32 protein-coding genes and 1 pseudogene are annotated in these 25469 nt (G+C 68.1%); 26 read left to right on the top strand and 7 right to left on the bottom strand.

Going from position 1 to position 25469, the window contains the following annotated elements:
- The first annotated feature begins 38 nt into the window (after positions 1–38).
- From ACFVJQ_RS00475 to ACFVJQ_RS00500, 6 genes are all read left to right on the top strand, one after another.
- The gene (locus ACFVJQ_RS00475) at positions 39–551 is read left to right on the top strand and encodes a DUF1707 and DUF4190 domain-containing protein (protein WP_385512442.1); all 513 of its coding nucleotides are present in this window, start codon (positions 39–41) and stop codon (positions 549–551) included.
- 357 nt (positions 552–908) lie between these two features.
- Positions 909–1280: a 30S ribosomal protein S12 gene (gene rpsL, locus ACFVJQ_RS00480; RefSeq protein ID WP_003948652.1), complete on the top strand. Its 372-nt coding sequence runs from the start codon at positions 909–911 to the stop codon at positions 1278–1280.
- A gap of 2 nt (positions 1281–1282) precedes the next feature.
- A complete protein-coding gene (gene rpsG, locus ACFVJQ_RS00485) occupies positions 1283–1753 on the top strand; it encodes a 30S ribosomal protein S7 (protein WP_003998848.1) in 471 nt (156 codons plus the stop codon).
- A gap of 39 nt (positions 1754–1792) precedes the next feature.
- Positions 1793–3919, top strand: coding sequence for an elongation factor G (gene fusA, locus ACFVJQ_RS00490; RefSeq protein ID WP_385779828.1), 2127 nt, complete (start codon positions 1793–1795; stop codon positions 3917–3919).
- Positions 3920–4075: 156 nt separating this feature from the next.
- A complete protein-coding gene (gene tuf, locus ACFVJQ_RS00495) occupies positions 4076–5269 on the top strand; it encodes an elongation factor Tu (protein WP_385512438.1) in 1194 nt (397 codons plus the stop codon).
- A gap of 334 nt (positions 5270–5603) precedes the next feature.
- Positions 5604–6758 carry an acyltransferase family protein gene (locus ACFVJQ_RS00500; RefSeq protein WP_385779831.1) on the top strand — a complete coding sequence of 385 codons (1155 nt, stop codon included), beginning with the start codon at positions 5604–5606 and terminating at the stop codon, positions 6756–6758.
- Positions 6759–6774: 16 nt separating this feature from the next.
- Here ACFVJQ_RS00500 and ACFVJQ_RS00505 read toward each other — a convergent pair.
- Positions 6775–7185: pseudogene (locus tag ACFVJQ_RS00505) on the bottom strand (ATP-binding protein); the annotation flags it as partial.
- Positions 7186–7342: 157 nt separating this feature from the next.
- Between ACFVJQ_RS00505 and ACFVJQ_RS00510 the strand changes: the two are divergent.
- Both ACFVJQ_RS00510 and ACFVJQ_RS00515 read left to right on the top strand, forming a co-directional pair.
- Positions 7343–8221 (top strand): helix-turn-helix domain-containing protein, encoded by an 879-nt coding sequence (locus ACFVJQ_RS00510; protein WP_385779833.1) that lies wholly within the window; start codon positions 7343–7345, stop codon positions 8219–8221.
- Complete coding sequence (locus ACFVJQ_RS00515) at positions 8218–8427, top strand: DUF397 domain-containing protein (RefSeq protein WP_385512434.1); 210 nt, start codon at positions 8218–8220, stop codon at positions 8425–8427. Before ACFVJQ_RS00510 ends, ACFVJQ_RS00515 begins: the two co-directional genes overlap by 4 nt.
- Before the next feature lie 10 nt (positions 8428–8437).
- On the opposite strand, the gene ACFVJQ_RS00520 is transcribed toward ACFVJQ_RS00515, so the two are convergent.
- Both ACFVJQ_RS00520 and ACFVJQ_RS00525 read right to left on the bottom strand, forming a co-directional pair.
- Positions 8438–11269, bottom strand: a complete 2832-nt coding sequence (locus ACFVJQ_RS00520) for a poly(A) polymerase (RefSeq protein WP_385779836.1) — start codon at positions 11267–11269, stop codon at positions 8438–8440.
- Positions 11270–11275: 6 nt separating this feature from the next.
- Positions 11276–12937 (bottom strand): RNA ligase family protein, encoded by a 1662-nt coding sequence (locus ACFVJQ_RS00525; protein WP_385779838.1) that lies wholly within the window; start codon positions 12935–12937, stop codon positions 11276–11278.
- A 260-nt stretch (positions 12938–13197) separates the two neighbouring features.
- On the opposite strand from ACFVJQ_RS00525, the gene ACFVJQ_RS00530 reads away from it, so the two are divergent.
- On the top strand, positions 13198–13413 hold the full coding sequence (locus tag ACFVJQ_RS00530) for a hypothetical protein (protein ID WP_385512429.1): 216 nt from the start codon (positions 13198–13200) through the stop codon (positions 13411–13413).
- A 106-nt stretch (positions 13414–13519) separates the two neighbouring features.
- Here the strand turns inward: ACFVJQ_RS00530 and ACFVJQ_RS00535 are convergent, their stop codons facing one another.
- From ACFVJQ_RS00535 to ACFVJQ_RS00550, 4 genes are all read right to left on the bottom strand, one after another.
- Positions 13520–14257, bottom strand: coding sequence for an ABC transporter ATP-binding protein (locus tag ACFVJQ_RS00535; RefSeq protein ID WP_385512427.1), 738 nt, complete (start codon positions 14255–14257; stop codon positions 13520–13522).
- Positions 14254–14841, bottom strand: coding sequence for a hypothetical protein (locus tag ACFVJQ_RS00540; protein ID WP_385512426.1), 588 nt, complete (start codon positions 14839–14841; stop codon positions 14254–14256). Before ACFVJQ_RS00540 ends, ACFVJQ_RS00535 begins: the two co-directional genes overlap by 4 nt.
- On the bottom strand, positions 14838–16112 hold the full coding sequence (locus ACFVJQ_RS00545) for a hypothetical protein (protein ID WP_385512425.1): 1275 nt from the start codon (positions 16110–16112) through the stop codon (positions 14838–14840). The genes ACFVJQ_RS00540 and ACFVJQ_RS00545 overlap by 4 nt, the downstream gene beginning before the upstream one ends.
- Positions 16113–16194: 82 nt before the next feature.
- Positions 16195–16647, bottom strand: a complete 453-nt coding sequence (locus tag ACFVJQ_RS00550; RefSeq protein ID WP_385512423.1) for a hypothetical protein — start codon at positions 16645–16647, stop codon at positions 16195–16197.
- 734 nt (positions 16648–17381) lie between these two features.
- Between ACFVJQ_RS00550 and rpsJ the strand changes: the two genes are divergently transcribed.
- The 17 genes from rpsJ to rplF all read left to right on the top strand — a co-directional run bounded on the left by rpsJ (position 17382) and on the right by rplF (position 25467).
- On the top strand, positions 17382–17690 hold the full coding sequence (gene rpsJ, locus ACFVJQ_RS00555; RefSeq protein WP_003948644.1) for a 30S ribosomal protein S10: 309 nt from the start codon (positions 17382–17384) through the stop codon (positions 17688–17690).
- Between the two features lie 17 nt (positions 17691–17707).
- A complete protein-coding gene (gene rplC / locus ACFVJQ_RS00560; RefSeq protein ID WP_324789186.1) occupies positions 17708–18352 on the top strand; it encodes a 50S ribosomal protein L3 in 645 nt (214 codons plus the stop codon).
- Between the two features lie 8 nt (positions 18353–18360).
- Positions 18361–19017 (top strand): 50S ribosomal protein L4, encoded by a 657-nt coding sequence (gene rplD / locus ACFVJQ_RS00565; RefSeq protein ID WP_385512421.1) that lies wholly within the window; start codon positions 18361–18363, stop codon positions 19015–19017.
- Positions 19017–19436 (top strand): 50S ribosomal protein L23, encoded by a 420-nt coding sequence (gene rplW / locus ACFVJQ_RS00570; protein ID WP_385512419.1) that lies wholly within the window; start codon positions 19017–19019, stop codon positions 19434–19436. The genes rplD and rplW overlap by 1 nt, the downstream gene beginning before the upstream one ends.
- 40 nt (positions 19437–19476) lie before the next feature.
- On the top strand, positions 19477–20313 hold the full coding sequence (gene rplB / locus ACFVJQ_RS00575; RefSeq protein WP_385512417.1) for a 50S ribosomal protein L2: 837 nt from the start codon (positions 19477–19479) through the stop codon (positions 20311–20313).
- A 12-nt stretch (positions 20314–20325) separates the two neighbouring features.
- Positions 20326–20607, top strand: a complete 282-nt coding sequence (gene rpsS / locus ACFVJQ_RS00580; RefSeq protein WP_030233885.1) for a 30S ribosomal protein S19 — start codon at positions 20326–20328, stop codon at positions 20605–20607.
- 43 nt (positions 20608–20650) lie between these two features.
- On the top strand, positions 20651–20998 hold the full coding sequence (rplV, locus tag ACFVJQ_RS00585; protein WP_030174537.1) for a 50S ribosomal protein L22: 348 nt from the start codon (positions 20651–20653) through the stop codon (positions 20996–20998).
- Complete coding sequence (rpsC, locus tag ACFVJQ_RS00590) at positions 20998–21816, top strand: 30S ribosomal protein S3 (protein WP_055706471.1); 819 nt, start codon at positions 20998–21000, stop codon at positions 21814–21816. Before rplV ends, rpsC begins: the two co-directional genes overlap by 1 nt.
- Positions 21817–21821: 5 nt before the next feature.
- Positions 21822–22241, top strand: a complete 420-nt coding sequence (gene rplP, locus ACFVJQ_RS00595) for a 50S ribosomal protein L16 (protein ID WP_093613754.1) — start codon at positions 21822–21824, stop codon at positions 22239–22241.
- Positions 22241–22465, top strand: coding sequence for a 50S ribosomal protein L29 (rpmC, locus tag ACFVJQ_RS00600; protein ID WP_003974259.1), 225 nt, complete (start codon positions 22241–22243; stop codon positions 22463–22465). Before rplP ends, rpmC begins: the two co-directional genes overlap by 1 nt.
- On the top strand, positions 22465–22752 hold the full coding sequence (rpsQ, locus tag ACFVJQ_RS00605; RefSeq protein ID WP_282795992.1) for a 30S ribosomal protein S17: 288 nt from the start codon (positions 22465–22467) through the stop codon (positions 22750–22752). Before rpmC ends, rpsQ begins: the two co-directional genes overlap by 1 nt.
- Positions 22753–22850: 98 nt before the next feature.
- Complete coding sequence (gene rplN, locus ACFVJQ_RS00610) at positions 22851–23219, top strand: 50S ribosomal protein L14 (protein WP_129799272.1); 369 nt, start codon at positions 22851–22853, stop codon at positions 23217–23219.
- Positions 23220–23221: 2 nt separating this feature from the next.
- Positions 23222–23545, top strand: a complete 324-nt coding sequence (rplX, locus tag ACFVJQ_RS00615) for a 50S ribosomal protein L24 (protein WP_129799271.1) — start codon at positions 23222–23224, stop codon at positions 23543–23545.
- Entirely contained in the window at positions 23545–24102 is a 558-nt protein-coding gene (gene rplE, locus ACFVJQ_RS00620; protein WP_004927250.1) for a 50S ribosomal protein L5, read from the top strand. Before rplX ends, rplE begins: the two co-directional genes overlap by 1 nt.
- Positions 24103–24107: 5 nt before the next feature.
- A complete protein-coding gene (locus tag ACFVJQ_RS00625) occupies positions 24108–24293 on the top strand; it encodes a type Z 30S ribosomal protein S14 (protein WP_003956452.1) in 186 nt (61 codons plus the stop codon).
- A gap of 211 nt (positions 24294–24504) precedes the next feature.
- On the top strand, positions 24505–24903 hold the full coding sequence (rpsH, locus tag ACFVJQ_RS00630) for a 30S ribosomal protein S8 (protein ID WP_129799270.1): 399 nt from the start codon (positions 24505–24507) through the stop codon (positions 24901–24903).
- A 24-nt stretch (positions 24904–24927) separates the two neighbouring features.
- Entirely contained in the window at positions 24928–25467 is a 540-nt protein-coding gene (gene rplF, locus ACFVJQ_RS00635; RefSeq protein ID WP_385512415.1) for a 50S ribosomal protein L6, read from the top strand.
- Positions 25468–25469: the final 2 nt, after the last annotated feature.

Consider the following 25469-nt stretch of genomic DNA (forward strand, 5'->3'; position numbering starts at 1 on the left):
ATGGAGGAGACCCCCGCCGTCCCGGGAGGTGGTTGGTGGTGTCGTACCCCGCATGGCAACCCTGGGGGCAGCCCAGCACTCCGTCGATGCTCGCCTCGCACGCCGACCGTGAGCGCGCCGTGGACGTGCTCAGAGCCGGCTTCGGGGAGGGGCGGCTGGAGCATGCCGAGTTCGAGAAGCGGGTTGAGCGGGCGTATGCGGCCCGTACGGTGGGGGAGCTGGCGCTGCTGGTCGCCGACCTGCCGCAGGGACCCGTACCGCATCCCGCGGTCGGCCCGCCCGTGCCGCGGACGTTCGCGCCCGTGTCGCCGACGCGGACGAACGTGAAGGCGGTCGGGTCCGCGATCTGCGGGGCCCTGTGTCTGGTGACCGTCGGTCTCACCGGCATCCCCGCGGTGATTCTGGGGCACTCGGCGCGTGCCGAGATCCGGCGCACCGGGGAGGGCGGTGACTGGCTGGCGCTGACCGGTCTGGTGTTCGGCTGGCTGTCCACGGCGGGCTGGGCGCTCGTCCTGGCGCTGGTGCTGGCGGTGACGCTCGCCGCGTGGTGACATAGCCGGACGACGTCCGGCCGAAGATCACGAGAGGGTGCCCGGAGATGCGGGAGTCGTCGATTCGAAGATCACCGAGGGTACCGGGGCTTGACATACCTCGCATGGTGAGGCGGTCGACGCCCATTTGTTTTGACCACAGCGAATGAGGTAGGTACGCTCAGACCTTGTGCCTGGGGTGTGCCCTGGCTCTCGTGCGTGCCTTCAGACCGCACCGGGGGCCGAGACCGGCCACCGTAATCTGCGCCTCTTTCTGCCTAGCGGCGGGAGTGCCGCGGGATTCGACACACCCGACCGCGTGGGTCGGCGACGTTCCAGGTTAGCTGTACCCATCGGCACACAGAAACCGGAGAAGTAGTGCCTACGATCCAGCAGCTGGTCCGTAAGGGCCGGCAGGACAAGGTCGAGAAGAACAAGACGCCCGCACTCGAGGGTTCCCCTCAGCGTCGCGGCGTCTGCACGCGTGTGTTCACGACCACCCCGAAGAAGCCGAACTCGGCCCTGCGTAAGGTCGCGCGTGTGCGTCTGACCAGCGGGATCGAGGTCACCGCTTACATTCCGGGTGAGGGACACAACCTGCAGGAGCACTCCATCGTGCTCGTGCGTGGTGGCCGTGTGAAGGACCTGCCGGGTGTTCGCTACAAGATCATCCGCGGTTCGCTCGACACCCAGGGTGTCAAGAACCGCAAGCAGGCCCGCAGCCGCTACGGCGCCAAGAAGGAGAAGTAAGAATGCCTCGTAAGGGCCCCGCCCCGAAGCGCCCGGTCATCATCGACCCGGTCTACGGCTCCCCTCTGGTGACCTCCCTGATCAACAAGGTGCTGCTGAACGGAAAGCGCTCGACTGCCGAGCGCATCGTTTACGGCGCCATGGAGGGCCTGCGCGAGAAGACCGGCAACGACCCGGTCATCACGCTCAAGCGCGCTCTCGAGAACATCAAGCCGACCCTCGAGGTCAAGTCCCGCCGTGTCGGTGGCGCCACCTACCAGGTCCCGGTCGAGGTCAAGCCCGGCCGTGCCAACACCCTGGCGCTGCGCTGGCTGGTCGGTTACTCCCGCGCCCGTCGCGAGAAGACCATGACCGAGCGTCTGCTCAACGAACTCCTCGACGCCAGCAACGGCCTCGGTGCCGCTGTGAAGAAGCGCGAGGACACGCACAAGATGGCCGAGTCCAACAAGGCCTTCGCGCACTACCGCTGGTAGTCGCAGTCCACATCGAGACCGAGAGAAGACGAAAGCCTTATGGCTACCACTTCGCTTGACCTGGCCAAGGTGCGCAACATCGGCATCATGGCCCACATCGACGCGGGCAAGACGACCACCACCGAGCGGATCCTGTTCTACACCGGCGTCTCGTACAAGATCGGTGAGGTCCACGACGGCGCTGCCACCATGGACTGGATGGAGCAGGAGCAGGAGCGTGGTATCACGATCACCTCTGCTGCCACCACCTGCCACTGGCCGCTGGAAGACGTCGACCACACCATCAACATCATCGACACGCCGGGCCACGTCGACTTCACCGTCGAGGTGGAGCGTTCGCTGCGCGTGCTCGACGGTGCCGTGACGGTGTTCGACGGCGTCGCCGGCGTCGAGCCCCAGTCCGAGACGGTGTGGCGTCAGGCGGACCGCTACGGCGTTCCGCGTATCTGCTTCGTGAACAAGCTCGACCGCACCGGTGCGGAGTTCCACCGCTGCGTCGACATGATCACCGACCGTCTGGGCGCGCAGCCGCTGGTCATGCAGCTGCCGATCGGTGCCGAGGCCGACTTCAAGGGCGTCATCGACCTCGTGACGATGAAGGCCCTGGTCTGGTCCGCCGAGGCCACCAAGGGCGAGATGTACGACACCGTCGACATCCCGGACACCCACCAGGAGGCTGCCGAGGAGTACCGCGGCAAGCTGCTGGAGGCCGTGGCCGAGAACGACGAGGAGCTGATGGAGCTGTACCTGGAGGGCGAGGAGCCCTCCGTGGAGCAGCTGTACGCGGCGATCCGCCGTATCACCATCGCCTCCGGCAAGGGCGGCGGCACCACCGTCACCCCGGTGTTCTGCGGTACCGCGTTCAAGAACAAGGGTGTCCAGCCCCTGCTCGACGCGGTCGTGCGCTACCTGCCCTCTCCGCTGGACGTCGAGGCCATCGAGGGCCACGACGTCAAGGACCCGGAGACGGTCATCAAGCGCAAGCCGTCCGACGACGAGCCGCTGTCGGCGCTGGCGTTCAAGATCATGAGCGACCCGCACCTCGGCAAGCTCACCTTCGTCCGCGTGTACTCCGGCCGCCTGGAGTCCGGCACCGCCGTGCTGAACTCCGTCAAGGGCCGCAAGGAGCGCATCGGCAAGATCTACCGTATGCACGCCAACAAGCGTGAGGAGATCGAGTCGGTGGGCGCCGGTGACATCGTCGCCGTCATGGGCCTGAAGCAGACCACCACCGGTGAGACGCTGTCCGACGACAAGAACCCGGTGATCCTGGAGTCCATGGACTTCCCGGCGCCGGTCATCCAGGTCGCCATCGAGCCCAAGTCGAAGGGCGACCAGGAGAAGCTGGGCGTCGCGATCCAGCGTCTGGCCGAGGAGGACCCGTCCTTCCAGGTCCACTCGGACGAGGAGACCGGCCAGACCATCATCGGTGGCATGGGCGAGCTGCACCTCGAGGTGCTGGTCGACCGTATGCGCCGTGAGTTCAAGGTCGAGGCCAACGTCGGCAAGCCGCAGGTCGCGTACCGCGAGACCATCCGCAAGTCGGTCGAGAAGGTCGAGTTCACCCACAAGAAGCAGACGGGTGGTACCGGCCAGTTCGCTCGCGTCATCATCGCGATCGAGCCGATCGAGGGCGGGGACGCCTCGTACGAGTTCGTCAACAAGGTCACCGGTGGTCGTATCCCGAAGGAGTACATCCCCTCGGTCGACGCCGGCTGCCAGGAGGCCATGCAGTTCGGCATCCTCGCCGGTTACGAGATGACCGGCGTCCGCGTGACGCTGCTCGACGGTGCCTACCACGAGGTGGACTCCTCCGAGCTGGCCTTCAAGATCGCTGGTTCGCAGGCGTTCAAGGAGGCCGCGCGCAAGGCGGCCCCCGTGCTCCTTGAGCCGATGATGGCCGTCGAGGTCACCACGCCCGAGGACTACATGGGTGACGTCATCGGCGACATCAACTCCCGCCGTGGCCAGATCCAGGCCATGGAGGAGCGGGCCGGTGCCCGCGTCGTGAAGGGCCTCGTGCCCCTGTCGGAGATGTTCGGCTACGTCGGAGACCTCCGTAGCAAGACGTCGGGTCGCGCAAGCTACTCGATGCAGTTCGACTCCTACGCCGAGGTTCCGCGGAACGTCGCCGAGGAGATCATCGCGAAGGCCAAGGGCGAGTAACGCACCGCGTTCACACGCCGTAGGCTTGACTCCGGAGCCTCACGGGGCATTCACCCGCATTCTCGGGTGAATGCCCCGGGGCCCGGGATTTAACAGCAAAGATCACCTGGCGCCGATGAAGTAAGGCGTACAGAACCACTCCACAGGAGGACCCCAGTGGCGAAGGCGAAGTTCGAGCGGACTAAGCCGCACGTCAACATCGGCACCATCGGTCACATCGACCACGGTAAGACGACCCTCACGGCCGCCATTACCAAGGTGCTGCACGACGCGTACCCGGACCTGAACGAGGCCACCCCGTTCGACAACATCGACAAGGCGCCGGAAGAGCGTCAGCGTGGTATCACCATCTCCATCGCGCACGTCGAGTACCAGACCGAGGCGCGTCACTACGCCCACGTCGACTGCCCGGGGCACGCGGACTACATCAAGAACATGATCACCGGTGCCGCGCAGATGGACGGCGCGATCCTGGTGGTCGCCGCCACCGACGGCCCGATGCCGCAGACCAAGGAGCACGTGCTCCTGGCCCGCCAGGTCGGCGTTCCGTACATCGTCGTCGCCCTGAACAAGGCCGACATGGTGGACGACGAGGAGATCATGGAGCTCGTCGAGCTCGAGGTCCGCGAGCTCCTCTCCGAGTACGAGTTCCCGGGCGACGACCTTCCGGTCGTCCGCGTCTCCGCTCTGAAGGCCCTTGAGGGCGAGAAGGAGTGGGTCGACTCCGTTCTCAACCTGATGAACGCCGTCGACGAGTCCATCCCGCAGCCCGAGCGCGACGTCGACAAGCCGTTCCTCATGCCGATCGAGGACGTCTTCACGATCACCGGTCGCGGTACGGTCGTCACCGGCCGTATCGAGCGTGGTGTCCTCAAGGTCAACGAGAACGTCGACATCATCGGCATCAAGACCGAGAAGACCTCGACCACGGTCACCGGCATCGAGATGTTCCGCAAGCTGCTCGACGAGGGCCAGGCCGGTGAGAACGTCGGTCTGCTGCTCCGTGGCATCAAGCGCGAGGACGTCGAGCGCGGCCAGTGCATCATCAAGCCGGGCTCTGTCACCCCGCACACCGAGTTCGAGGCCCAGGCCTACATCCTGTCGAAGGACGAGGGTGGCCGCCACACCCCGTTCTTCAACAACTACCGCCCGCAGTTCTACTTCCGTACGACTGACGTGACCGGTGTCGTGCACCTCCCCGAGGGCACCGAGATGGTCATGCCGGGCGACAACACCGAGATGAAGGTCGAGCTCATCCAGCCGGTCGCCATGGAGGAGGGCCTGAAGTTCGCCATCCGTGAGGGTGGCCGGACCGTGGGCGCCGGCCAGGTCACCAAGATCGTCAAGTAAGTTCCGCTTGCTTGAGGGTCGCCTGACCTGAAAAGGCCTGAAGGGGCCCGTACGACTTCGGTCGTACGGGCCCCTTTTGCTGTTCTGGTGCCCCCTCGAACATTCAGAGGGTTGTGCAGGCGGTGGGTGAAACCTAATCGAACCTTGTGCGGCGGATTGGCGAGAGTTCCGGCAACTCCCGGTGGCAGCGGGGGGATTGTTCTTTTCTGTCCCCGTGGGGCGGAACGAGCGGCCGTAGCGTGAACCGTGGTCCAGTGGCCGTCGGGCCCCGAGTCTCTCCCGAGGATGGCTAGGTCTCTTGATGCAGGGTGTGCGCAGCGGATTGTCGATACCGATGCCGGTCGCGGTGGCCGACCGTCCGCCGCAGCCGCCGGCGCAGCCGCTGGGTACACCGAAGCCGGGCCCCTCTCGCGGCGCCCGGTCCCGCCCGCGGCTGTACGTCATCGACGGCATCCGCCTGGCCGCCGCCCTGATGGTCGTCCTGCACCACTTCGTCGGTACGCGCCGGGCCAATGAGCCGGGCAACATCATCTGGGACCGGTCGGTGTCGGACATCATGCCGACGGTGTTCCGGGTCGCCTCCTTCGGCTGGATCGGCGTCGAGATCTTCTTCGTGATCAGCGGCTTCGTGATCTGTATGTCGTGCTGGGGCCGCACGCCGCGGGACTTCTTCGTGTCGCGGGTGATCCGCCTCTACCCGGCGTACTGGTTCGGCGTCCTCTTCACCACGGCCGTGCTGGTGCTGCTGCCGGGGGTGATGGAGCGGTTGCCGCTACGGGAGGTCCTGTTCAACCTGACGATGCTGCAGGCGGGTTCCGACGTACCGAACGTCGACCCCGTGTACTGGACCCTCTGGTCGGAGCTCCGTTTCTACCTGCTGTTCCTCGTCGTCGTGGCCATGGGCCTGACGTACCGCCGGGTCGTGGTCTTCTGCTGCATCTGGGGCGCGGCGGCGATGCTCGCGCCGATCTCCAAGTTCCCGCTGATGGTGCTGGTCGCCGACCCGAGTGCCGCCTGGTACTTCATCGCCGGCCTCGCCCTCTACCTCATGTACCGCTTCGGCCAGGACCTCCTGCTGTGGGGCATCCTCGCGATGGCCTGGCTCATGGGCCAGCTGGAGCTGGGGGAGCGGGTGGAGTACGAGCAGGTGAGCAGCTGGCGGGGCGCGGTCGTCATCTTCACGGTCTTCATGCTGGTCATGGTGGCCGTGGCTCTGGGATACACCGACCGCATCCGCTGGAAGTGGCTGGTGACCGCGGGCTACCTGACGTACCCCCTCTATCTCACCCACTACGTCGCCGGTGCGGTCCTCATCAACCGATTCCGGGACACGATGGATCCCCGGCTCCTGGTCGTGGTCCTGATCGCCGGGTTCCTGGTGCTGAGCTGGCTGGTGCACCGGTTCGTGGAACGGCCGGTGGCGCGGATGGTGAAGCGGGGGCTGGACTCGTCGTTCGTGCGGTTGCGGAGTTTCCAACGGGCGGCGTAGTCGGTCGTACTCCGTGCGTGAGGTGTAGTTCGGCCCAGACCGTCTTGCGCGGGGCTGGGCCCTCGGCCACTCCCCAGCGGTCGGCGAGTGCGTCGACGAGGAGGAGGCCGCGGCCGGACTCGGAGTTCGACGGGGCCTGCCCCGGCCGGGGGAGACGGTCACCGCGGGTGTCGGTGACCTCGATGCGAAGTGTGTCGCCGACGACGTAGAGCGTGAGCCGGAAGTCCCTGCCGGGGACGCGTCCGTGAGTCACGGCGTTCGACGCCAGCTCGGCGACGATGTGCGCCGGTGCGTCCAACGGGAGTCCCCAGCTGCGGAGTTGTTCGACGGCCAGGAGACGGGCGAGGCGGGCGCCGCGTGGGGTGGGGGACAGGGTGACGCTGAAGTTGCGTACGGCGACGCCGAGTTCAGGGGATTTCTGGATCACGTCACTCAGCGTGGCGTCGGGCGTCTACCGTGAACAGTGACTACGCCGTTGCGTACGGTGACTGTCCGGTGGATGTCCAGTGGTGTCCGGGCTGTCGAGGCGGTGCGTACGGGTAGGGGCGGGGCGGTACGACGCGGTACGACGGAGGGGCGCCGGGATGACGACGGTGGATGAGGACGCGGGGCGGCTCAAGACCGAGGCGGACGAGCCGGGTTGGGAGGTGGACCCGGACGACGAGTGGGGCGTGGCGGTCATCGCCACGGTGGGGCGGCAGCTGAAGCTGCGGCGGGAGGCCGTGGGGATGCGGGCCGGCGAGTTCGGAAAAGCCGTCGGGTACGGCGAGGACATGGTCTACAAGATCGAGGGTGGGAAGCGGATTCCCCGGCAGGAGTACCTGGACAAGGCCGACGACGTGTTGAAGGCAGGTGGGCTCATTGCCGCGACGTGGGAGGACGTGAAGAAGGTCCGGTACCCGAAGAAGGTGCGGGAGCTTGGGAAGCTGGAGGCCAACGCGGTCGAGATCGGCGTGTACGAGTGCAACATCATCGCCGGGCTGCTGCAGACGCCGGAGCACGCGCGAGCTGTCATCGGAGCGGCGCAGCCGCCGTACTCGCCGGACGACGTGGAACGCATGGTGGCGGCGCGCCTGGCCCGGCAGTCGGTCTTCGAACGCGACCCGGCGCCGGCGCTCAGCTTCGTCCTGGAAGAAGGGGTCCTGCGGCGTCCTATCGGGGGCACAATGGCGTGGCGTCGACAGCTCGAACGGCTGCTGGAGGTGGGGTGGTTGCACAACGTCGTCCTGCAGGTGATGCCGATGAACTGCGACACCCACTCCGGACTGGACGGACGTATCGAGTTGCTCAAGTTCTCGGACGGTACCGCGGTGGGCCGTTCCGACGGCGCGTTCAACGGCCGGCCAACGCACGATCCCAAACAGCTGCGCATTCTTGAGCTGCGGTATGGCACCATCCGAGCGCAGGCGCTCTCACCCCGGGAGTCGCTGGCCCTCATCGAGCAACTGCTGGGAGAAACATGATCCGCAAGACCACTGCCGGGGACGCCTCCGAGCTGGCGTGGTTCAAGAGCAGCTACAGCGGCGGCAACGACGGCAACTCCTGCGTCGAGGTCGCCCATGCTCCCGGCACCATCCACGTCCGCGACTCCAAGCACACCGAAGGCCCCCGCCTCGCCCTCACGCCGGAGGCCTGGGCGGACTTCGTGTCGTACGCGTCCCAGCCGTAAGGCGGCCTGATCAGCGGAGGGTCGGGACCTCTCCGCCCTCGGTCCTCGTCAGCGTGACCCCCGTCAGGTCGCGCAGCCGGTGTGCCGCGACGGCTGTGAGGCGGTCGGCGGACGGTGGAGTGGTGCCCAGGCCGATGGCGTAGCGGGTGGGGTTCGTGGTGAAGGGGCGGGGCCAGGCGTGGCAGTCGGGGGCCGTTGCCGACAGGTCGGTGATGATGGCCCGCATTCTGCCTCGTACCCGGCCTTCGTCCGCGACCGAGTCGACCGTCACGACCGCCCAGGCCGCGTGGCGGCGGTGGAGCGGGGGAGGAGCGAGGAGCTCGGCCCAGGGGTACGGGTCCGTGGTCGCGTCCAGCAACTCCCAGGCGCGGAACAGCTCTTGGGTGATGAGGTCGCGCATGCCCGCCGTGACCTGCTCCGTGCAGGGGCGTACGGGGGCCGAGGGGGTCGTGATGGTGAGGGGGAGGGCAGGATGTTCGGCCCGTTCGCCCGCCGGTTCCACCGGATCGCGCCAGTCCCACGCGGCCCACGTCGCGAAGAAGCGCCGGAGGAGTTCGGCCGGTGGCAGGTCGCCGGCCTCGCTCGCGGTGCGGGCCGCCAGGACGGACCAGGCCAGGCCCGGCAGGCCCCCGAACGGTGCCGAGTCCAGACCTCGGGCCTTCGCCCAGGCCTTGACCTGTACCGCCAGTCGGGCGAAGGCCGGTCCGTGAGCGCCTGCCGAGGTGAGCACCGCGTCGGCGTCGCTCACGGCGCTGAGCGCGATCGCCGCCGCCTCGCCCAACTCGGCCCGGCGATCCACCGCCTCGGCGGGATCCATCGCACCGGTGGCGACGACGACCAGGTCCACGTCCAGTCCGCCGACCCGCAACCGCAGGCCGGGCACGCGAGCCCCGACCACCTCGCGCACGTCGGTCGCCTCGGGGATCGCGGTGGCCAACTGTGCCTGTACGCCGGTGAGTTCGGCGGTGCCCGGCAGTGCTGCCACCAGGTCCAGGTCGGCGCCGAGCAGCGCGCAGCGCATACGCCGGGAGCCGACGACGTGCACGACGCCGTCGGAGAGAGCTTCCCGGATGCGGTGGGTGATCCCGTCGGCCGTGGAGGTGTCGTCGGACACGGCGGCCTCGGATGCGAACTCGGCCCCGTACTCCGCCTCGTACGGCCCGGTCTCCTCCGTCCAGCGGACCTCGCCCGTCCCCAGCGCCACCGTCCCCCGCGCCCGCATCGGCTCCTCCCCGCGTCGTGACAGCAGCGCCAGCTCGCCGACCCTGACCGGCATCGGGGTGAGCCGGGTTTGGCAGGCGGCGGCCAGGGCGTTCGGGTCGGTGGTGCGGCCCAGGCTCAGGTGCGGGGTGAAGCCCGCGTGCCGGCCGCGGCAGCGGGGGAAGTGGCGCAGGAGGGTGCGGTGCAGCTCGGCCCACGGTTCCTCGCCGGCGGCCGCGGGGTCGAGCCAGACCGTCGCGTAGTCCCGGTGGCCGAACCAGTGCACGCCCTCCAGCCGGGCGTCGAAGGGGGCCGTGGTGGCCGCCGCGAGGACGGATGCCGCCTGCTCGAAGGCGTGTTCCGGTACGAATCCGAAGAGCACGTTCACGTGGGGAGGCCAGCGGTGGATCTGCGGGTCGTGGTCCCGGCGGATGTCCTGCAGCGGTGGCCACAGCTCCCGGGGAGGGATCCACGCCAGTGCCGTACGGGGGGTCGGTCGTACGTCGAGACGGTCGAGGGCGCCGGCCTCCGAGGCCTCCGGCACGTCCGTCGTCACCTCGGCCCGGACCCCGTAGTGGTCGGAGATGTACAACCCCTCCGCCGTGGGCGTGTCCCCGTACAGCTCGGCCCGCCGTACCCGCAGGCCCTCCCCGCGCAGCAGCACCCGGTCCAGTCGGGAGGCCCGGCCGGTCAGGGACGAGACCGCGGCCAGCGGGTTGGTGCCCGGATCGAAGGTCGGGGTCGTGTCGTGGGCGCCGTGCGCCTCGTTCCACGCGTCCCGCAGACCCAGCGTCAGCTGCGGGGTGTCACCGCCGTCGTTGAAGTCGCCCAGCAGGAGCAGGTCGGCGTCCAGGCCCGCCAACCCCTCAGCGAGACGGGCCAGTTCGGCGTCGCGCCGGCCGGCGCCGTTCTCGGAGTGGTCGCTGCTCAGATGGGTCGCCGCGACGACGACAGGCCGCGGGCCCGCCTCCACGACAAGGGCGGTCACCGCCTTGTGCGGGCCCAGATCGTGGTGCGCTGCCTCCCGGACGGGCAACCGGCTCAGGAGCAGCAGACCGCACTCGGCCACGTCCCGCCCCCACGGGTCGGTTCCCAGTGTCCAGCCCGTCCGCACCCACGGCTCGCGCAGCAGCAGGGCGAGGAGTTCCGCCTCGACCTCCTGCAGCGCGATCACGTCCACGTCGGCGTCGCGCAGGGCCCGCAGCAGCAGCGGCCTGCGCCGGCCACTGTCGATGCGGTCGGCGTCGTACCGGTCCCAGAGGGTGTTCCAGGTCAGCACCCGCACACCGTCGACGCCGGAGGTGACCCCGCGCGCCGAGCGTGCGGGCACCCACTCCTCGCCGTCCCACGCGTGCGGCGTACGGGCCGTGAAGAACGGCGCCCTGAGCAGCCGGGCCTCCCGCACCCGCCCCGCCTCGGTCGCGTCGATCCGGTCCACCCCTGTGGCCCGGTCCCACACCACCTCGCCGTCGGCCTCGAAGAACAGCACCCGGTGCCAGGGGATCTCACCGCCGGGCACGAACGCGGGCAACGGAACCCGCTTGGGCGGGGCACCGCGCTGCAGGACGCCCAGCACGAAGCGGGCCGGGTCGAAACGCGCGTCCCAGCGCACCCGGTGATAGATCTTCTCGCTCGTACGCACCGTTCCTCAGACCTCTTCCTCTATGGTCCCGCTCGCCCCGACGTACCAGGTGCGATGCGCGTCGCCGGGATACGGCGGGCCGAAGCGGCGCAGCTGGGCCTTGAGCACCTCGGGCGGCACCGGGTGCTCGCGCCGCGCGTTGCGCCGTATCAGCTCTTCCTCGTCGACCAGGACCACGGCGTGGGTGATCAGGGCGTCGCGACGACGGGCGACCGCGTGCACGAGCGAGCGCTGCTGCTTGTTGAGGGACGTGGCGTCCCACACCACGGTCCCTCCGGCGGCCAGGGCGCTGTCCAGCCGGTCGAGCCCCTCGCGCAGGACGTCCGCGTTGGCCCGCTGGTCGGCGCGTGCACCGCGCGCCTCGCGCAGGTCGTCCAGGGAGACGTACGCATCCACGCCCGGCAGCCCCCGGGCGAAGGTGCTCTTGCCGCTGCCGGCCGGGCCGACCATGTGGATCAGTTTGGGGAAGGCGCCGGACCGCCAGCGCCAGGTCGCGGCGACGGCCTCCTCGACGCCGCCGATCCGCCCCCGTGCGTACGCCTCCCGCGCCTCGGCCCGGCACCGGACGGCAGCGTCGGCCGGCAACCCGGCGAACGCCTCCCGCAACGCGCTCTGGTCCAGGCCGCCGACGTCCTCGGCGTGCAGCGCCGACCACTCCACCTGCTCGCGTGCCTCGTCCGTGTCCGCCGTGGCCCGGGCGACCTGGTGCAGCAGACCGAGGTCGGTGGCGTAGGACAGTCGCACCAGGCCGGCCCGCCGGTCCTCGTCCGGATACGGCCGGTGCAGCGCCGGGTGCAGCCCGACCAGATCGGCGGCCCGGCGCGCGAGCGGCATGCCGATCGCCCCGGCGAGCCGCGCCGCGAGCCGGCCTCGCCTGCCCGAGTGCAGCAGCGCGGCCAGGATGCCGACCAGCCGGTCGTCCCCGGTCCGACCTCCCGCATCGAACCGGGCGACGGCCCGCGGATCCCCCTCGCCGGGCAGCCCCACGGCCTCCTCCAGAGCCGCCGTGTCGACAGCCCCGCCGGAACGCACCGCCCACAACGCGGTCCCGGGCCCGAGCCCGTTCTCGACGACCGCCGCGTGCATCCAGTGCGTATCCGTCCGCACATGCCCGGCCCGCACCCACTTGGCCACGCGCTCCGCGAACTCCTCCGCGCCGAACCCGTCCACGGCCCGGACGACGTACCCCTCCTGCCGCCCGAGATCCAGCCGCAGAGCGCGCAGCGCCCGCTCGTCGAACACGCCTCGCCACAGCACCCGCGGTACGGGGATGCCGAGCCCGCGCAGAAAGTGCACCGTCCGGTCCCAGTCGAGGCAGCGGCCGTTCCCGTCCCACACCGAGAACCCGTAGAACCAGCTCTCCAGGTCGTCGTACGCGATCGAGTGCCGGGCGTACATGTTCTCCCCGCACACCCGCCAGCCCTCGGGGATCGCGTGGCCGATCCGCGCCTGGAGCGCCTTGACCCAGGTGCGGGAGGGATGGTGGGCCGAGTCGAGCGAACGGGCGTGCAGGCCGTCGGCGTAGAGGGTGGTGTTCTCGCCGTCGAGCTTCTCGGTGACGACGACCTCGCGGCCGCGCAGACCGGACAGGTCGGTGACCCGGAGGTCATCGGCGGTCGCGCCGGGGGACCAGGGCAGATGCCGGGTCCGCGGATAGTGCGTACGCATGATGAACGTTCCCCCGTGACAGCCGACGTACCTGATCAGGGTAGGAATGCGGGGTGGCGGCGGGCGAGCGGATTACGATCGGCGCCGCGCTCGCGCCCGGTCGTCCCCGCTGATCGCGGCCGTCGTCGTCAGCGCGATCAAGCCGGAAAGAAGCACTTTGCTGCCAACTGCAGGTATCCGAGCCACGCGTCGCGTAGCTGCCGCTACACAGGAATGCAGGAACGTTCTCGCCTGACGGACCTGACGGGAGGACTGGCCGAATGGTGCTGACGCTCGACGTGGCGGTTCTGCTGGCTGTGATCATCTACCTGCGTGTACGTCGACGTGTGCAGGCAAGAAGCCGGTCCGACCAGTGGCTGACCGTGGCCATCGTGGTGGTGTTCGGGGTGCTGATCGCCCCGACGGCCTTGGGACAGGGAATTCTGGACGCCGTGGGCCAGGTCGCGGAAGGCGTCTCACAGTCGGCGAGCCCGTGAGCGACCTGGCTTCGGGGGACCTCCGGACGCTGCGTCGGGACGGCTCCCTGATCGACCTCAAGCGCTGGCAGTTCCAGGACGAAGGCGCGGAGCGGCCCGGTGCATGTCAGACGGAATGGACGAAGTGGGTGTAGGCGGCTTCCGCGAGGCGTCCGGTGGGGGTGCCGTGCGGTGCCTGGGAGAGGAAGCCGGTGGTGCCGCCGTCGTATTGGATGCGGCCGTCGGCGAGCACGGTGACGTGGTCGGCGTCCTCGGCGAGGTCGGCGACGTCGTGAGTGGACATCAGGACCCGTATCCCCTTCGTGGCGGCTGCCGCGGCGATGACGTTGCGGAAGACGCGGCGCTGGGTGGGGTCCATGCCGGCGGTGGGCTCGTCCAGGAGCAGGACGCGGCAGTCGTGGACGAGCGCCGCGGCGACGCCGAGCCGGCGGAGCTGCCCGCCGGAGAGCCTGGTGGCCTTCTTACCGGCGTTCTCGGCCATGTTCACCAGGGCCAGGGCCTCGCGCGCCCGGGTCCAGGCGTCGGTGCGGTTCATGCCCTTCAGCCAGCCGGTGTAGGCGACCTGCTCACGGCAGGTCAGGCCGGGGGCCGCGGTGATGTGCTGCGGCATCCAGGAGACATGGCGGCGGTACGCGCGCTCGCCGGAGTCGATGCCCTCGTAGGTGACGCGGCCGCTCTGAGGTGTGAGGACGGAGGTGGCCAGCTTGAGGGTGGTGGACTTCCCCGCTCCGTTGGGGCCGAGGAGGATGGTCACCCCTTCGGGGATCTGATAAGTGAAGCGGTCCAGCACAGGCCGGTTGCGGCGCTTGTAGCGGTAGGTGCAGTCGCTGAAGCGGACGGTCATGGAAGTCTCCTCGCGGTGATGTAGGTGGCTGCGAGGCCGGCGGTGATCGACAGGGCAGCCGTCGCCGTGGCGTGTCCGGTGCCGGGTGGCAGAGCAGTGACGGCCCACGAGTAGAAGCTGCTGCTGGTGCGGCGGCCGAGCAGGATGACGGCGAAGACCCAGCCCAGCGGAACGACGATTCCGGCCCGTCCGAGCACCGCGCGAGCGATGAGCATGAGCCCGGTCAGAAAGAGGGTGTTGCGCCCCGCCTGCAGCGTGGCCTCCGCCTCGGTGACGAGGGAGACCAGGCCCGTCGCGGCCAGCACTGCCGCCATCGAGGCGGCCGCCAGCAGGGTGTCCAGCCAGGCGGTGCGGCGGATCCCGGTGAGCTCGGCGTACGGCTGCCGGGAGTCCAGGCAGTGGGCAAGGGGACCCGCGACGATCAGTGGCAGGAAGAACGCCAGCGGCACCGTGTTGCCCGCGTTCACGCTGATCGCCGGGAGGATCACCTCCCCGTCCCGCACGGTGAGCAGGAGGAGCGTGTAGCCGGCCAGCGCGGCCGCGAGCACGGTCGGGGCGAGGCGTACCTTGAGCCACCAGATCACGCCGGGCGCCCCTCACAGGCCGAGGTCCTGGTCTTGGCGAACCACTGCTTCTGCTCGTCCGCAGACAGCGTCGAGACCCGCTCGGCGGTGGTGACGGCCTGGTCGTACTGGGCGCGCGTGTAATAGGGGTCCTCGGCCGTGATGCGCTCGTACGGGGTGATGTCGCCCAGCTTCTTCTCCAGCCAAAAGTGGATCGTGCGGGCGCGGTGAGGGTCCGCGTCGCATCCGAACCGCACGGCGCCGGTGACGATCGAGCGGGCGAGTACGCCCTTGTGGTGAGCGATGCCGAGCTGCATGTAGACCGTCTGCTCGGTGTTCCGCTGGGTGAAGCGACCGTAGGCCATCTGGTCCTCCACCCGGCTGGGCAGGGAGTCCGTGAGGCCGTAGGTGGTGAGCACGCGGAACGCCTTGGCGACCTGGGCGTGCACCTCGGGCAGGTCATGCGCCCCTGCCTCGGGCAGGCACACCTCGGGCTTGGTGCCGTGGCACGCGAGGGCGACGTGGGTGGTGAGGCTGGGGTTGTAGTCCCAGTCCTTGACGATGCTGTAGCCGGCCAGGGTGGGGGCGACCAGCAGCGCGGCGGCGGCCAGGACGCGCAGCACCGGCTTCCAGCGGGCCCACGCCAGGGCCACAGCGCAGGCTACGCCGAGCGTCGGCATCATCTGGGCGGCGATGGACTCGAAGGTCGCGGACTCGCCGACGCCCAGGTGGGCGAAGTACTCGCCGGAGAGGTGCCGCAGGGAGAAGGGCTGCATGGCGTGCGGATAGGCCACGAGGACGAACACCCCGCAGGCGAGCACAGGGGCGGCGATCAGAGGCCTTACGTGATGGCCGACGGTGAAGCCGATCACCGCCCAGGCGACGGTGAGGACGCAGGTGAGCAGCAGCGGGGCCAGGCTGGCCGGGGTGGGCCAGGTCGGGCGTTCGATGAAAGCCCAGGCGACTGACGCGATGAACATCAGCCAGCCCACGGTGACCACGGGAGCCAGAGCCTGGGCGATCACCTGCCAGGTGGGCCGGTGGGCGGCGAGCTGCCAGGTACCCGCTTCACGTACGCGGGCCGCGGACCATGCTGCGAGCGCGGCGACCATGGCGTAGGTGGGAGCGGCCATGTACTCGATCGGACGCTGGACGAGCAGCGGAGCCCACGGGTAGGGGAAGTAGTGGATCTGGTCGGCCGCTTCCTGTGTGTAGTACAGGACAGTGACGCCGAGAGCGATCGGCAGGCACATGAACGCGGGAGACGTGCGGAAGACGGTCCGTATTCTCAAGTAGTGCTCTCCGGCAAAAGCAGGTGGTGCATGGAACCAGTCCTTCCATGCACCACCGCGGAACAGGGCGTGTGGCCGTTCGTCAGTCGGCCATCGAGGTGTCGACGTAGACCTCGGCGACGTTCAGCAGGCAGCAGGAGCCGCCCTGAGCGATCTTGTCGGCCTCGAACTGCAGCGTGTGCTCACCGGTGGGCACATTGGTCCACTCGCCGTTGGACCAGGAGGTGGAACCGTTGAAGCAGTTGGTGAAGGTCTTGTTGCCGAGGTCGTCGTTGGGCGTCCAGGTGTCGATCTTCCACATCTTGACGACGACCTGATCCGTCGTGCCGTACTGGGCGAAGCAGCTGCGGAACTGGACCTGGCTGTAGGTGCCGGAGTCGGTCCACTCGCGGGAACGGTCACCGTCGGTCCAGCTGGAGATGTAGCTCGACCAGTTCGCCGAGGCATTGGTGGCCGTGAAGCCGACGAGCGCCGCGGCGGCGGTGATGGTGACGGCGGCCTTTCTTCGGACGGCCTTGGTGGCACGGAGGCGCATGGGGACCCTTTCGTTCGAAGGATGATCATGAATGGCCGACTCAAGGTAAAGAGAAAGTGGTCACCCGTCAACGACTATGTGTATGAGGCCTGTTGGGGTGGTGGACAAAGTGGGGCAGAGCTGAACGAGCCTTTCCGCAAGCGCGTCCGCCGCGGGACGGAGCGCGCCGCCCGTCCACTGCATGACGGCGGGCATCTCGCCGCGTGCTCGGCTGTCCCGTGCCCGTCGTCGTCCTCGGCAGGGGCCGGCCGGGGTGGGAGGCGGAGGCCGTCACCGCGGCAGGAGCGGCACGGGTGCGGCGGACGCTCCCCGCCGCGGGTGACCCCCGGGATGCAAGTTTGATCTCCGTCATCCCCGGGGTAATCTCTTCCGCTCGATTGGCGCCCCCGATGCCCCGTATGGCAGACTAGCGGGGTTGCTCGGTCGAGTGCCGATGTTGCGCGCCTCCCGCCGGGAGGACCGGAAGCGAGTCCCACAGTACTCGTCGTCCCTGATCAGGGGCGGACGTACGGGAATCTTCCGGGAAGCGTCAGCGGGGTGCAGACCAGGCACCCGGTGGGCTTTCGCCCCTGGCCTGCGGTTCCGGAAGGGCCCGCGCTCCCCCAGCAGGGAAGTCCTGAAGAAGGACATCTGTGTCAGCGGGAGTGCGACACGCCCGACCGCGTGGGTCGGAGGAGAGGGGCTGGAACACCGGGTTCCAGAGCGTTTACGAGAGACAGGACTACGAAGTAGCCATGGCGGGACAGAAGATCCGCATCCGGCTCAAGGCCTACGACCACGAGGTCATCGACTCCTCGGCGAAGAAGATCGTCGAGACGGTGACCCGCACTGGTGCGTCGGTCGCGGGCCCGGTGCCGCTGCCCACTGAGAAGAACGTGTACTGCGTCATCAAGTCGCCGCACAAGTACAAGGACTCGCGCGAGCACTTCGAGATGCGCACGCACAAGCGCCTGATCGACATCCTCGACCCGACCCCCAAGACCGTTGACTCTCTGATGCGACTCGACCTCCCGGCCGGCGTCGACATCGAGATCAAGCTCTGAGGCCGGTGATCTGAGAGATGGCTAAGCAGATCAAGGGCATCCTGGGCGAGAAGCTCGGCATGACGCAGGTGTGGGACGAGAACAACCGTGTTGTTCCGGTCACCGTCGTCAAGGCCGGCCCGAACGTCGTCACCCAGGTCCGTACGAACGACACCGACGGCTACGAGTCGGTCCAGATCGCCTTCGGCGAGATCGACCCGCGCAAGGTGAACAAGCCCCTCAAGGGCCACTTCGCCAAGGCCGACGTCACCCCTCGTCGTCACCTCGTCGAGATCCGCACCGCGGACGCCTCCGAGTACACGCTCGGCCAGGAGATCACCGCTGAGGTGTTCGAGGCCGGCGTCAAGGTCGACGTGACCGGCAAGAGCAAGGGCAAGGGCTTCGCCGGTGTCATGAAGCGCCACAACTTCGGTGGCCTCGGCGCCGGGCACGGCACCCAGCGCAAGCACCGCTCGCCCGGTTCCATCGGCGGCTGCGCCACCCCGGGCCGTGTGTTCAAGGGCCTCCGCATGGCGGGTCGTATGGGCAACGAGCGGGTCACCACCCAGAACCTGACCGTCCACGCCGTTGACGCGGAGAAGGGTCTGCTGCTCATCAAGGGCGCGGTTCCCGGTCCGAACGGCGGCCTCGTCCTGGTCCGCACCGCGGCCAAGGGGGCCTGAGGTAACCGATGAGCACTGTTGACATCCTTTCGCCGGCGGGCGACAAGGCCGGTTCCGTCGAGCTCCCCGCGGAGATCTTCGGCGTTGAGAAGGTCAGCATCCCGCTGATCCACCAGGTCGTCGTCGCGCAGCTGGCTGCCGCCCGTCAGGGCACGCACAAGACCAAGACCCGTGGCGAGGTCCGCGGCGGTGGCAAGAAGCCGTACCGCCAGAAGGGCACCGGTCGCGCCCGTCAGGGCTCGACCCGCGCGCCGCAGTTCGCCGGTGGTGGCGTCGTGCACGGTCCCGTGCCGCGCGACTACTCGCAGCGGACCCCGAAGAAGATGAAGGCCGCGGCCCTGCGCCACGCCCTCACCGACCGGGCCCGCCACAACCGCATCCACGTCGTCTCCGGCGTCGTCGAGGGCGAGACGCCGTCGACGAAGGCCGCCAAGACGCTGTTCGGCAAGATCTCGGAGCGCAAGAACCTGCTCCTGGTCGTCGACCGCGCCGACGAGGCCGCGTGGCTGTCCGCCCGCAACCTGCCCCAGGTCCACATCCTGGAGCCGGGCCAGCTGAACACGTACGACGTTCTCGTCTCGGACGACGTGGTCTTCACCAAGGCCGCTTTCGAGTCCTTCGTGTCGGGCCCGAAGGCCAATGACACCGAAGGGAGCGAGGCCTGATGGCTATCCGTCACCCCGCCATTGCCTCGAAGGCCGCCAAGGCCGCCAAGGCCGCTCGCGTCGCCAAGGCGCGTCGCCACGCCGCCGAGGGCAAGAACACCGTCGAGACGCCGCTGAGCAAGTCGTACACGGACCCCCGTGACGTCCTGATCAAGCCGGTTGTCTCCGAGAAGAGCTACGCGCTGCTCGACGAGAACAAGTACACGTTCGTCGTCGACCCGCGGGCCAACAAGACCCAGATCAAGGAGGCCGTCCAGTCGGTCTTCTCGGTCAAGGTCACCGGGGTCAACACGATCAACCGCCAGGGCAAGCGCAAGCGGACCCGCACCGGCTTCGGCCAGCGTGCCGCCACCAAGCGCGCGATCGTGACCCTCGCCGAGGGCGACCGTATCGACATCTTCGGCGGTCCGACCTCCTGACGGAGGTCCGGATCGTCCGATATCGGACGAGGACTGAGAAATGGGTATCCGCAAGTACAAGCCGACGACTCCTGGCCGTCGTGGCGCCAGCGTCGCCGACTTCGTCGAGGTCACGCGGTCCACGCCGGAGAAGTCGCTGGTCCGTCCCCTGCACAGCAAGGGCGGCCGTAACAATTCCGGTCGTGTGACCGTTCGCCACCAGGGTGGCGGACACAAGCGCGCCTTCCGCGTGATCGACTTCCGTCGTCACGACAAGGACGGCGTGCCGGCGAAGGTCGCGCACATCGAGTACGACCCCAACCGCACCGCGCGTATCGCGCTGCTGCACTACGCCGACGGCGAGAAGCGCTACATCCTCGCGCCGCGCGGCCTCACGCAGGGCGACCGCATCGAGAACGGTCCCGGGGCCGACATCAAGCCGGGCAACAACCTGGCCCTCCGCAACATCCCGGTCGGTACCACGATCCACGCGATCGAGCTCCGTCCCGGTGGCGGTGCCAAGTTCGCCCGCTCCGCCGGTGCCTCCGTGCAGCTGCTCGCGAAGGAGGGCTCCATGGCCCACCTCCGCATGCCGTCCGGAGAGATCCGCCTGGTCGACGTGCGCTGCCGCGCCACCGTCGGCGAGGTCGGCAACGCCGAGCAGTCGAACATCAACTGGGGCAAGGCGGGCCGCAAGCGCTGGCTGGGCGTTCGCCCGACCGTGCGTGGTGTGGTCATGAACCCGGTCGACCACCCGCACGGTGGTGGTGAGGGCCGTACCTCCGGTGGCCGCCACCCGGTCTCCCCGTGGGGCAAGAAGGAAGGCCGTACTCGTTCTCCCAAGAAGGCGAGCAACAAGTACATCGTCCGCCGCCGCAAGACGAACAAGAAGCGCTAAGGACGGGTTGAGATGCCTCGTAGCTTGAAGAAGGGACCCTTCGTCGACGACCACCTGATGAAGAAGGTGGACGCTCAGAACGAAGCCGGTACCAAGAACGTCATCAAGACCTGGTCCCGTCGCTCCATGATCGTGCCGGCCATGCTCGGCCACACGCTCGCGGTGCACAACGGCAAGACCCACATCCCGGTGTTCGTCACCGAGTCGATGGTCGGCCACAAGCTCGGCGAGTTCTCGCCGACCCGCACCTTCCGGGGCCACGTCAAGGAAGACCGGAAGTCGAAGCGCCGCTAGTAGCGGATCGCATTCAGACACGTAAGTAACTGAAGGGACAACCATGGAAGCCAGGGCCCAGGCGCGGTACATCCGCGTCACGCCCATGAAGGCCCGCCGCGTGGTGGACCTCATCCGTGGCATGGACGCCACGGAGGCCCAGGCGGTCCTGCGATTCGCTCCGCAGGCCGCTTCCGTGCCGGTCGGCAAGGTGCTCGACAGCGCCATCGCCAACGCCGCGCACAACTACGACCACACCGACGCCGACAGCCTCTACGTTTCCGAGGCGTACGTCGACGAGGGCCCGACCCTGAAGCGGTTCCGTCCGCGCGCCCAGGGCCGTGCCTACCGGATCCGCAAGCGGACCAGCCACATCACTGTGGTCGTCAGCAGCAAGGAAGGAACCCGGTAATGGGCCAGAAGGTAAACCCGCACGGGTTCCGGCTCGGTGTCACCACCGACTTCAAGTCGCGTTGGTACGCCGACAAGCTGTACAAGGACTACGTCAAGGAAGACGTCGCCATCCGTCGGATGATGACGTCCGGCATGGAGCGCGCCGGCATCTCCAAGGTGGAGATCGAGCGCACCCGTGACCGCGTCCGCGTCGACATCCACACCGCGCGTCCGGGCATCGTCATCGGCCGCCGCGGCGCCGAGGCCGACCGCATCCGCGGTGACCTGGAGAAGCTGACCGGCAAGCAGGTCCAGCTGAACATCCTCGAGGTCAAGAACCCGGAGACGGACGCTCAGCTGGTGGCCCAGGCCGTCGCCGAGCAGCTGTCCTCCCGCGTCTCCTTCCGCCGCGCCATGCGCAAGAGCATGCAGTCGGCGATGAAGGCGGGCGCCAAGGGCATCAAGATCCAGTGCGGTGGCCGCCTCGGCGGCGCCGAGATGTCCCGCTCGGAGTTCTACCGCGAGGGCCGTGTGCCCCTGCACACGCTCCGCGCGAACGTGGACTATGGCTTCTTCGAGGCCAAGACGACCTTCGGCCGCATCGGTGTGAAGGTCTGGATCTACAAGGGCGACGTCAAGAACATCGCCGAGGTCCGCGCCGAGAACGCTGCCGCCCGTGCGGGTAACCGCCCGGCCCGCGGTGGCGCCGACCGCCCGGCCCGTGGTGGCCGCGGTGGCGAGCGGCGCGGTCGCAAGCCGCAGCAGGCTGCCGGCGCCGAGGCCCCCAAGGCCGAGGCCCCTGCCGCTCCGGCTGAGAGCACCGGAACGGAGGCCTGACCGACATGCTGATCCCCCGTAGGGTCAAGCACCGCAAGCAGCACCACCCGAAGCGCAGTGGTATGTCCAAGGGTGGAACGCAGGTTGCGTTCGGCGAGTACGGCATCCAGGCGCTGACCCCGGCGTACGTGACGAACCGCCAGATCGAGGCCGCTCGTATCGCCATGACCCGTCACATCAAGCGTGGCGGCAAGGTCTGGATCAACATCTACCCGGACCGCCCGCTCACCAAGAAGCCGGCCGAGACCCGCATGGGTTCCGGTAAGGGTTCTCCCGAGTGGTGGGTGGCCAACGTCAAGCCCGGACGCGTGATGTTCGAGCTGTCGTACCCCAACGAGAAGATCGCCCGTGAGGCGCTGACCCGTGCGGCCCACAAGCTGCCGATGAAGTGCCGGATCGTCAAGCGCGAGGCAGGTGAAGCGTGATGTCGGCCGGTACCAAGGCGTCCGAGCTGCGCGAGCTGGGCAACGAGGAGCTTCTGGCGAAGCTTCGCGAGGCCAAGGAAGAGCTGTTCAACCTCCGCTTCCAGGCGGCGACCGGTCAGCTCGAGAACCACGGCCGTCTGAAGGCGGTCCGTAAGGACATCGCCCGGATCTACACCCTGATGCGTGAGCGCGAGCTCGGCATCGAGACGGTGGAGAGCGCCTGATGAGCGAGAGCAACGTGACTGAGAACAACACCGAGGCGCGCGGATTCCGCAAGACCCGTGAGGGCCTTGTCGTCAGCGACAAGATGGACAAGACCGTCGTCGTCGCCGTCGAGGACCGCGTCAAGCACGCGCTGTACGGCAAGGTCATCCGCCGTACCAACAAGCTCAAGGCGCACGACGAGCAGAACGCCGCGGGTGTCGGCGACCGCGTCCTCCTCATGGAGACCCGGCCGCTGTCCGCGACGAAGCGCTGGCGCGTCGTCGAGATCCTCGAGAAGGCCAAGTAATTCCTGCGGGGCAAACCCCGCAGGACAGTTCCGCCAGGCTCCAACCGGGCTGAGCAATCAGCCCGGTTGGGGAACCGGCAGACAAACAGGAGATAGACGTGATCCAGCAGGAGTCGCGACTGCGTGTCGCCGACAACACTGGTGCGAAGGAGATCCTTTGCATCCGTGTGCTCGGTGGCTCCGGTCGCCGCTACGCGGGCATCGGTGACGTCATCGTCGCCACCGTCAAGGACGCGATCCCCGGTGGCAACGTGAAGAAGGGTGACGTCGTCAAGGCGGTCATCGTTCGCACCGTCAAGGAGCGCCGCCGCCAGGACGGCTCGTACATCCGCTTCGACGAGAACGCCGCCGTCATCCTCAAGGGCGACGGTGACCCTCGCGGCACCCGTATCTTCGGCCCGGTCGGCCGTGAGCTGCGCGAGAAGAAGTTCATGAAGATCATCTCGCTCGCGCCGGAGGTGCTGTAAGCATGAAGATCAAGAAGGGCGACCTGGTCCAGGTCATCACCGGCAAGGACAAGGGCAAGCAGGGCAAGGTCATTGCCGCTTACCCGCGCGACGAGCGTGTCCTGGTCGAGGGTGTCAACCGGGTCAAGAAGCACACCAAGGCCGGTCCCACGGCTCGCGGTTCGCAGGCCGGTGGCATCGTCACGACCGAGGCGCCGATCCACGTCTCCAACGTCCAGCTGGTCGTTGAGAAGGACGGCAAGAAGGTCGTGACCCGCGTCGGTTACCGCTTCGACGAAGAGGGCAACAAGATCCGCGTTGCCAAGCGGACGGGTGAGGACATCTGATGGCTACCACCACCACTCCGCGTCTGAAGACGAAGTACCGCGAGGAGATCGCGGGCAAGCTGCGTGAGCAGTTCTCCTACGAGAACGTCATGCAGGTTCCCGGCCTCGTCAAGATCGTGGTCAACATGGGTGTGGGCGACGCCGCCCGCGACTCCAAGCTGATCGAGGGCGCCATCCGCGACCTCACCACGATCACCGGTCAGAAGCCGGCCGTCACCAAGGCCCGCAAGTCCATCGCGCAGTTCAAGCTGCGTGAGGGTCAGCCGATCGGTGCCCATGTCACGCTCCGTGGCGACCGCATGTGGGAGTTCCTGGACCGCACCCTGTCGCTCGCGCTGCCGCGCATCCGCGACTTCCGTGGTCTGTCCCCCAAGCAGTTCGACGGCCGTGGCAACTACACCTTCGGTCTCACGGAGCAGGTCATGTTCCACGAGATCGACCAGGACAAGATCGACCGCGTCCGGGGTATGGACATCACCGTGGTCACCACGGCGACCAACGACGAAGAGGGCCGTGCTCTTCTCCGTCACCTCGGCTTCCCGTTCAAGGAGGCGTGAGCGAGATGGCGAAGAAGGCTCTGATCGCTAAGGCTGCTCGCAAGCCCAAGTTCGGTGTGCGCGCGTACACCCGCTGCCAGCGCTGCGGTCGTCCGCACTCCGTGTACCGCAAGTTCGGCCTCTGCCGCGTGTGCCTTCGTGAGATGGCTCACCGTGGCGAGCTGCCGGGCGTGACCAAGAGCTCCTGGTAATCCCCCACATAAGGGATTCCGGAAGCTCTCGGTAAGTAAAGGGCAGTGTCAGGTGCCCACCTCTCCATGGCTTAGGCTTGGAGGGTTGGGCGCCTGACGCCCATACGACTTACTACGCCGTAGGTCCACCGCGCCGCACCCGTCCCGTCTCGGATCGGGGAGAGGGATGGCGCACCAGGAAACCCCGGCGAGAGAGGCCGAAGGCCAATTCATGACCATGACTGATCCGATCGCAGACATGCTTACGCGTCTGCGGAACGCGAACTCGGCGTACCACGACACCGTGGCGATGCCGCACTCGAAGATCAAGTCGCACATCGCGGAGATCCTCCAGCAGGAGGGCTTCATCACGGGCTGGCGCGTCGAGGACGCCGAGGTCGGCAAGAACCTCGTCCTCGAGCTGAAGTTCGGCCCGAACCGTGAGCGCTCCATCGCGGGCATCAAGCGGATCTCCAAGCCCGGTCTCCGGGTGTACGCGAAGTCCACCAACCTGCCGAAGGTGCTCGGCGGCCTCGGCGTGGCGATCATCTCCACGTCCCACGGGCTCCTCACCGACAAGCAGGCCGGCAAGAAGGGCGTAGGCGGAGAAGTTCTCGCCTACGTCTGGTAACGGAAGGGAACGGAGGAAACAGCTATGTCGCGCATCGGCAAGCTCCCCATCGCGGTTCCCGCCGGCGTGGACGTCACCATCGATGGCCGCACGGTCTCGGTCAAGGGCCCCAAGGGCGAGCTGACCCACACCGTCGCCGCGCCGATCGAGATCGTCAAGGGTGAGGAAGGCGTCCTGAACGTCACCCGCCCCAACGACGAGCGTCAGAACAAGGCCCTGCACGGCCTGTCCCGCACGCTGGTGGCGAACATGATCACCGGCGTGACCCAGGGTTACGTGAAGAAGCTCGAGATCAGCGGTGTCGGTTACCGAGTGACCGCCAAGGGCTCGAACCTGGAGTTCGCGCTCGGCTACAGCCACCCGATCCTGGTCGAGGCCCCCGAGGGCATCACCTTCAAGGTGGAGACCCCGACCCGTTTCTCGGTCGAGGGCATCGACAAGCAGAAGGTCGGCGAGGTTGCGGCCAACATCCGCAAGCTGCGCAAGCCCGACCCGTACAAGGCCAAGGGCGTCAAGTACGAGGGCGAAGTCATCCGCCGCAAGGTCGGAAAGGCGGGTAAGTAAGC

This window comes from Streptomyces sp. NPDC127197 (assembly GCF_042672405.1).
GTDB lineage: Bacteria > Actinomycetota > Actinomycetes > Streptomycetales > Streptomycetaceae > Streptomyces > Streptomyces flavusporus.

What these genes read in the sequence shown, in the direction of transcription:
- rpsG (WP_003998848.1), top strand. Translation starts at nt 1,283, where the DNA reads ATGCCTCGTAAGGGCCCCGCCCCGAAGCGCCCGGTCATCATCGACCCG.
- fusA (WP_385779828.1), top strand. Translation starts at nt 1,793, where the DNA reads ATGGCTACCACTTCGCTTGACCTGGCCAAGGTGCGCAACATCGGCATC.
- ACFVJQ_RS00500 (WP_385779831.1), top strand. Translation starts at nt 5,604, where the DNA reads ATGCCGGTCGCGGTGGCCGACCGTCCGCCGCAGCCGCCGGCGCAGCCG.
- ACFVJQ_RS00510 (WP_385779833.1), top strand. Translation starts at nt 7,343, where the DNA reads ATGACGACGGTGGATGAGGACGCGGGGCGGCTCAAGACCGAGGCGGAC.
- ACFVJQ_RS00515 (WP_385512434.1), top strand. Translation starts at nt 8,218, where the DNA reads ATGATCCGCAAGACCACTGCCGGGGACGCCTCCGAGCTGGCGTGGTTC.
- ACFVJQ_RS00525 (WP_385779838.1), bottom strand. Translation starts at nt 12,937, where the DNA reads ATGCGTACGCACTATCCGCGGACCCGGCATCTGCCCTGGTCCCCCGGC.
- ACFVJQ_RS00530 (WP_385512429.1), top strand. Translation starts at nt 13,198, where the DNA reads ATGGTGCTGACGCTCGACGTGGCGGTTCTGCTGGCTGTGATCATCTAC.
- ACFVJQ_RS00535 (WP_385512427.1), bottom strand. Translation starts at nt 14,257, where the DNA reads ATGACCGTCCGCTTCAGCGACTGCACCTACCGCTACAAGCGCCGCAAC.
- ACFVJQ_RS00550 (WP_385512423.1), bottom strand. Translation starts at nt 16,647, where the DNA reads ATGCGCCTCCGTGCCACCAAGGCCGTCCGAAGAAAGGCCGCCGTCACC.
- rpsJ (WP_003948644.1), top strand. Translation starts at nt 17,382, where the DNA reads ATGGCGGGACAGAAGATCCGCATCCGGCTCAAGGCCTACGACCACGAG.
- rplC (WP_324789186.1), top strand. Translation starts at nt 17,708, where the DNA reads ATGGCTAAGCAGATCAAGGGCATCCTGGGCGAGAAGCTCGGCATGACG.
- rplD (WP_385512421.1), top strand. Translation starts at nt 18,361, where the DNA reads ATGAGCACTGTTGACATCCTTTCGCCGGCGGGCGACAAGGCCGGTTCC.
- rplW (WP_385512419.1), top strand. Translation starts at nt 19,017, where the DNA reads ATGGCTATCCGTCACCCCGCCATTGCCTCGAAGGCCGCCAAGGCCGCC.
- rplB (WP_385512417.1), top strand. Translation starts at nt 19,477, where the DNA reads ATGGGTATCCGCAAGTACAAGCCGACGACTCCTGGCCGTCGTGGCGCC.
- rpsS (WP_030233885.1), top strand. Translation starts at nt 20,326, where the DNA reads ATGCCTCGTAGCTTGAAGAAGGGACCCTTCGTCGACGACCACCTGATG.
- rplV (WP_030174537.1), top strand. Translation starts at nt 20,651, where the DNA reads ATGGAAGCCAGGGCCCAGGCGCGGTACATCCGCGTCACGCCCATGAAG.
- rpsC (WP_055706471.1), top strand. Translation starts at nt 20,998, where the DNA reads ATGGGCCAGAAGGTAAACCCGCACGGGTTCCGGCTCGGTGTCACCACC.
- rplP (WP_093613754.1), top strand. Translation starts at nt 21,822, where the DNA reads ATGCTGATCCCCCGTAGGGTCAAGCACCGCAAGCAGCACCACCCGAAG.
- rpmC (WP_003974259.1), top strand. Translation starts at nt 22,241, where the DNA reads ATGTCGGCCGGTACCAAGGCGTCCGAGCTGCGCGAGCTGGGCAACGAG.
- rpsQ (WP_282795992.1), top strand. Translation starts at nt 22,465, where the DNA reads ATGAGCGAGAGCAACGTGACTGAGAACAACACCGAGGCGCGCGGATTC.
- rplX (WP_129799271.1), top strand. Translation starts at nt 23,222, where the DNA reads ATGAAGATCAAGAAGGGCGACCTGGTCCAGGTCATCACCGGCAAGGAC.
- rplE (WP_004927250.1), top strand. Translation starts at nt 23,545, where the DNA reads ATGGCTACCACCACCACTCCGCGTCTGAAGACGAAGTACCGCGAGGAG.
- ACFVJQ_RS00625 (WP_003956452.1), top strand. Translation starts at nt 24,108, where the DNA reads ATGGCGAAGAAGGCTCTGATCGCTAAGGCTGCTCGCAAGCCCAAGTTC.
- rpsH (WP_129799270.1), top strand. Translation starts at nt 24,505, where the DNA reads ATGACCATGACTGATCCGATCGCAGACATGCTTACGCGTCTGCGGAAC.
- rplF (WP_385512415.1), top strand. Translation starts at nt 24,928, where the DNA reads ATGTCGCGCATCGGCAAGCTCCCCATCGCGGTTCCCGCCGGCGTGGAC.